This window comes from Paraglaciecola hydrolytica, from assembly GCF_001565895.1.
In the GTDB taxonomy this organism is placed as follows: domain Bacteria; phylum Pseudomonadota; class Gammaproteobacteria; order Enterobacterales; family Alteromonadaceae; genus Paraglaciecola; species Paraglaciecola hydrolytica.
The window spans coordinates 41,439-46,896 of record NZ_LSNE01000002.1 but is presented as its reverse complement, the minus strand read 5'-3'; the positions used below and the strand labels follow the sequence as shown (position 1 = coordinate 46,896).

The following is a 5,458-nucleotide window of genomic DNA, read 5'->3' as shown; positions in this document are numbered from 1 at the left end:
TTAGCCTGACAATTTACCGCACGGAATGCACTAAAGTCCTGACGGCCCACTAAATACTGGGCGGCTTCATGCATTAACTCATGATCAAGTGGCGCAAAAAATGTGGTGACCCCTCCCGCTAATATGCCACTGCGTAAGGTACTGTTATGAATGATGTAACGATAACGACGGGCGGTAGCGGAAAAACGTGCGTGAAAATTATCCGAGGTTTCTTTGAACCAGCGAACGCTGATGCTATCAGGTAAAAAACCATTGATGCCGATCGTCCAGGCACTACGATGCCGCTCATTTGGTGTATCAAAATGCACCACTTGCCCCGTCGCATGTACACCCGCATCTGTACGTCCTGCGCATGTTACCTTAACGGGGTGATTAGCAATTTTACTTAAGCTTTCTTCTAATAATTGCTGCACACTGATAACGTCTTGCTGACGTTGCCAGCCATAAAAACGGCTACCGTCATATTCCACTCCCAAAGCAATACGCATTACGTCGAAATGTTCCTTAACTGCAAAATGGGGGGTATTGTAAGGAAGTTCAGGGTAAAAACCAGCGCTTTGATGAGTATGAATATTTAAAACTGCGGGATCTGATAGAAAATTCAAATCCCGCCATAAGCCTTATTCCCGTTTAAAATCACCAGAATGTAGCTCATGTTTTTTCATGAGTTTGTGCATATCGGTGCGATTGCGTCCAGCCAACTCGGCTGCGCGGGTCACATTACCGTCGGTCATTTTTAACAGTTTAAGCAGGTATTGTTGTTCAAAGGCATCACGCGCTTCGGTCAGTGTTGGCCATTTTTGCTCAGAGGCAGACAAGGCTTGTTCAACTAAATGTGAGGCGATCACTGAGGTTTGTGTGAGTGCCACACATTGTTCGACCACATTAACTAACTGGCGAACGTTGCCGGGCCACAAACAGGTGGTTAATAATTGCATCGCGTCGTCAGAAAAACGACTGACTTTAACTTCATGTTTTTCAGCACTTTTTTTCAGTAAATAACGAGCTAATAAGGGAATGTCTTCTGCACGTTCGCGCAGGCTAGGCAAAGTAATATTTACTACGTTCAAACGATAATAAAGATCTTCGCGGAAATTTCCCTCGCTCATTTCAGTGGTTAAGTTACGGTGAGTAGCAGAGATCACTCTAACGTTAATTGGGATCTGTTTGCTACTACCTACCGGACGGATCATCTGCTCTTGTAAAGCACGTAATAACTTGACTTGTAAAGAAATAGGCATGTCGCCAATTTCATCCAAAAACAAAGTGCCACCATCCGCCTCTTTAAACAAACCTTGGTGTTCATTCACCGCTCCGGTGAACGAGCCCTTGGCATGGCCAAACAATTCACTTTCAAGCAGATTTTCAGGCAAGGCTCCACAGTTTATTGCTACAAAGGGTTTTTGCGCACGTTTACTGGCTTTATGGATAGCTGAGGCCAACAACTCTTTACCTGTACCACTGGCGCCACTGATCAAAACACTAACATCGCGCTGCGCCACACGATAAGCCTGATCTAATAACTGTTCCATGTGCAGTGAGCGTGTGATGATTTGTTCACACCACTCGCCTTTTTGCAGGGTTTGGGTTTGGCTAACCGCCTTTTTTAATAGTCCTCTAAGCTCATCATGATCTATGGGTTTGGTTAAAAAACCAAATACCCCACGTTGAGTGGCTTCTACCGCATCTTGAATGGTGCCGTGGGCAGTCATTAAAATAACCGGAATATCTTTGCCAATCGCCATAATTTCTTCAAACAAACTCAGGCCGTCCAAGCCAGGCATGCGCAAATCACTTAGTACCACATCGACGTTTTGAGTATTGAGTAAACGCAGTGCATCTTTGCCACTTTCAGCACTTTGCACCGCGTAACCTTCACCGCGTAAACGGATTGTCATTAAACGCAACAGACTTTCATCATCATCAACTAATAATATACTGGGTTGCACGATTTCCGCTTGGCTCATAACTTGTCTCCATTCACTTTATCTATGATTGACGCTTCTATTTTCAATAGTTGTTCTATTTGACTTTTTTGCTTATCAATCAATATTTTGTATTCATCATTCTGCTTACTTCTATCAGTACTTATGCGACTTAAACTGACCAAGGCTGATTCCATTTCTAACAACTCTTGACTCGGTTGATATATTGCCACTGACATAAAATTACGCATTGGCCGACTCAGCCTAGGTAACAAACTTTCAATCCAGCCCTGTGCCCGTAACCTATCTTGATAAGGAGTGGCCTTACCTTGACTTAATAATATTTTTTTCAAAATTGAACTGCTGTCATGACCTAATGCTTCGATTTGTATTTTTCGTTGTGGCCACGTTTTGTTTTCTATGTCACTCCAGTAATTCAACCAAAAAGCCATATTACAATTTTCCTCTAGTGCAATTTCTGTCACTGAGGAAATACAAAAGTCATCTTTTGTTTCTGCTTGTTCAGTCATCTCAACCTTTTTATCTGCTCCTTTTCTATTGCCAATTAATTCACAACCACTGAGGGTTAACAATGAGACTGCAACTAAGCCAACACGCCATGTCATATATTTTCCTCACTCCGGGGAATAGTCACTCTTACACAAAAATCAGCTTGCTCTACATCCACTATTTCCGCTTTACCGTGCATCATACGGGCACAATCAGCGACGATAGATAATCCAAGACCTGAGCCCACTACCCTGTCATTACGTTTACTTTGTCCACGTCTAAAAGGTTGAAACAATAAAGGGCGCTGCTCATCTGGTACTTTGGGGCCACGATTAGCAACATCCAATACCTGCTTATTCCCTTCAGCGTAAAGGTGCACCGTAATTGGCCGCCCTTTACTGCCATGGGCAAGGGCATTAGACAAAAGATTGTCCAAAATCCGTCTTAACAAATTGGGGTCCGCATACACACTGTCTAATTCTATTTTAAGCTCAAGTGGATTACTGTTTTGTTGAATAGCTAGAGTATTATCAGTGACAAATTCTTGCAGTAAGTTGTTTGAATCTACCTCGGAAAAAACCGGCTTGGCTTGTTGTAACAACAAGTTGTAATCTAATAATTGCATGATCAATAAATTTAATCTGTCAGTGCTACTATTAAGCAGTGACACCACTTCAACCTGCTGAGGATTTAACTCCCCTACGACTTGCTCACTTAATAAAGAACAACCTTCCTTAATACTCGCCAACGGTGTTTTTAACTCATGTGAGGCATGCCTTAATAAGGCATGTCGCAAATTTTCTAGTTGCTCCAAACGCGCGGCAAGATGATGTAGGTTGTGCTCCAAAACAATCAACTCTTTAGGGCCTGAGGTGGATACCGTCGGTAAACTATCTTCTTGTCTGGAGATTGCTTTTATCACTAACTCTAGTTTCTCCACCGGTTTTAAGATGACTTGAGTACCAAATAAAATAAGCAATAATGACACGCCTACCAAGATCACCGTTAACCAAATCTGCGCCTGCAAAACAGAAGTCACGTAATCTTGCTGGGCAAGGATCTGGATATCTAATTTAGTTTCGACCTGACTGGATAGATCTTCCAGACTTGACTTAAACTCCGCCAACTGAGCATCTAGCAATAGCTGATCTTCACCACCTGTATATTGCCCTAACCAATTAAGTCTTTCGGTTAAATTGCGGCATACAAGTTGTTCTTCAAGTTCACTACATACTGGCGTTTGTAACTCAACAAATCGTTCAATAGATTTTTGTGCCAGATTTTTTAGGGCGATATTTTTGAGTACGTGGAATTGCCTAAACAACCGTTCGACATCCACCGATAAACTTTCCATCCGGCTCAATTTTCGTACAATAGCCACAGAATATTCAGCTTCACTGGTGGCAATATGGCCCATTTTACTTAAGGTGATTTGGCTGTAAGTCAGCAACATCAACAAAGGCACTAACACTAAAACAAAACTCACCAGAGTGAGTTGACGTAACGAACCAAGTTGCATTGCAACTCCAGACAGATATTTCAATTAAGGACGTGCAGCATAATAAAAAAAGATCGCACAAGTCGATCTTTTCTCATAAATTTCAAAGCTTATTTTTTACCGTCTGGACATTAAATTTCTGTTCGACGTATTTGGCTTGCTCTAATTCCAGTCTAGTGATTAAACCATCACCATCCGTATCAATTCTACCAAACGAGGCAAGCAAATGAGGATCAGCAACAGCTTCTTTAATCGCGATTTTACCATCTTGGTCTAAATCTAATAATTTGATCTGATCTTCGTCTGCCCGAGTACTTGCACCTACAAACAAAGAAAAAGTAAATAAAGAGCTGATCACCAACGATTTAACACGATATGTTTTTTCCATGATGTTCTCCTTTAGCTTTCAAATGGCTAGTTGAGTTGGGCATCCTTGCCAGCAAAGACACAAACCGTCGCCTGTATCAAAAGGCATAGACACTATCAGTTGCAAACGCCATTGCAGCCAATAAACTAACCCTGCATATGTCTATGTCCTTCACCACACTCTCTGTCCTTGATTAAATCCCGAGGAACCAGTCAGGATGAATGTGATTACATAGATAGCTATATCAGTCTTTGTGCCAACTTTATTTTTATGATATTTATCAATTAGTTACAACCAATTACTGGTCGAAAAGTGGAAACTAGCACGACTTATGGCTGCTAGAGTGCAATTAATGTCGCTTATAACAGACAACGCCCAAATGGATATTTGCAACTCTATATATTTCAATCAGTTAGGCTGTCTTAAATAAGCAACAAAAATCGAAGCTAGCGTTAGTCGGGTTGTACGGAAAGTTTACTTTGAATAAATTGGCTGTGAGGAATGTACAATAAATCTGCAATTTTACGGATCGTATAATCTTCTTCAGGGCTTAAGACGTGATCGGCATAGGCTAAGGTCCATAATGAATCAAGAATGCTACGTTTTTGTTCAGGCTTAAAAAGCTCATTTAATACTTTGGTAAATTGCTGATAATCGACCGCATTTTCAGCTTTAACTTTTGTCATATCACACAATGTTTGTAGTTCATTTTCACTTAACGAAAAATGCTTGTTCAACTGTTGTCTATAACTACTTTGTTCCAACTCGGTAAACTCTCGGTCTGCTCTCATCACTTCATAAAATAGCACGGCGGTGGCTAATTCTATGGTGTTCACCTCTTCACTGGCTGAAGTATTTTGGATTTGAGTTTTAAACCATTCTTGAATATTTTTTAACATAAAAGATTTCCTAACTTATTCACTAAGCTTGTGTGTTTTCATCGAATTTTCATCACCTTCGCTGTGATTTCTTGGGATGCTTTAAAAGCACTTTGCGCAGAGGCCCCAAAACTCCAGTCCCCACCAGCAATCAAATTACTGTCCTGCAGATGGATAATACCTAAGGCTGCCTGCCCGCTTTCAGACCGAGCAAAACGCCAAAAGTGCGCCTCAGTAAAGAGGATTGCCTGCTGATCTAACCCGAAAAACTGTTTTAGGG

At 41.4% G+C, this 5,458-nt stretch carries 6 protein-coding genes and 1 pseudogene; all 7 read right to left on the bottom strand.

All coding sequences use genetic code 11. The annotated features are described in order from the left end of the window. On the bottom strand, positions 1 to 488 hold a 488-nt coding region (gene truA, locus AX660_RS01105), incomplete at its 3' end, for a tRNA pseudouridine(38-40) synthase TruA (RefSeq protein ID WP_068372010.1). A gap of 132 nt (positions 489 to 620) precedes the next feature. Continuing rightward, positions 621 to 1,967: a sigma 54-interacting transcriptional regulator gene (locus tag AX660_RS01100; protein ID WP_068371276.1), complete on the bottom strand. Its 1,347-nt coding sequence runs from the start codon at positions 1,965 to 1,967 to the stop codon at positions 621 to 623. Beyond that, positions 1,964 to 2,551, bottom strand: a complete 588-nt coding sequence (locus AX660_RS01095) for a hypothetical protein (protein ID WP_068371273.1) — start codon at positions 2,549 to 2,551, stop codon at positions 1,964 to 1,966. Before AX660_RS01095 ends, AX660_RS01100 begins: the two co-directional genes overlap by 4 nt. Beyond that, positions 2,548 to 3,954 carry a sensor histidine kinase gene (locus AX660_RS01090; RefSeq protein WP_068371265.1) on the bottom strand — a complete coding sequence of 469 codons (1,407 nt, stop codon included), beginning with the start codon at positions 3,952 to 3,954 and terminating at the stop codon, positions 2,548 to 2,550. Before AX660_RS01090 ends, AX660_RS01095 begins: the two co-directional genes overlap by 4 nt. A gap of 82 nt (positions 3,955 to 4,036) precedes the next feature. After that, positions 4,037 to 4,321: an EF-hand domain-containing protein gene (locus tag AX660_RS01085; protein ID WP_068371262.1), complete on the bottom strand. Its 285-nt coding sequence runs from the start codon at positions 4,319 to 4,321 to the stop codon at positions 4,037 to 4,039. A 431-nt stretch (positions 4,322 to 4,752) separates the two neighbouring features. Beyond that, positions 4,753 to 5,199: a tellurite resistance TerB family protein gene (locus AX660_RS01080; RefSeq protein ID WP_068371258.1), complete on the bottom strand. Its 447-nt coding sequence runs from the start codon at positions 5,197 to 5,199 to the stop codon at positions 4,753 to 4,755. A 38-nt stretch (positions 5,200 to 5,237) separates the two neighbouring features. After that, positions 5,238 to 5,458: pseudogene (locus AX660_RS23255) on the bottom strand (NAD(P)/FAD-dependent oxidoreductase); the annotation flags it as partial.

Bases quoted from the DNA above. Each gene is read 5' to 3' on its own strand.
- AX660_RS01090 (WP_068371265.1), bottom strand. From the start codon at position 3,954: ATGCAACTTGGTTCGTTACGTCAACTCACTCTGGTGAGTTTTGTTTTA.
- AX660_RS01080 (WP_068371258.1), bottom strand. From the start codon at position 5,199: ATGTTAAAAAATATTCAAGAATGGTTTAAAACTCAAATCCAAAATACT.
- AX660_RS01085 (WP_068371262.1), bottom strand. From the start codon at position 4,321: ATGGAAAAAACATATCGTGTTAAATCGTTGGTGATCAGCTCTTTATTT.
- AX660_RS01095 (WP_068371273.1), bottom strand. From the start codon at position 2,551: ATGACATGGCGTGTTGGCTTAGTTGCAGTCTCATTGTTAACCCTCAGT.
- AX660_RS01100 (WP_068371276.1), bottom strand. From the start codon at position 1,967: ATGAGCCAAGCGGAAATCGTGCAACCCAGTATATTATTAGTTGATGAT.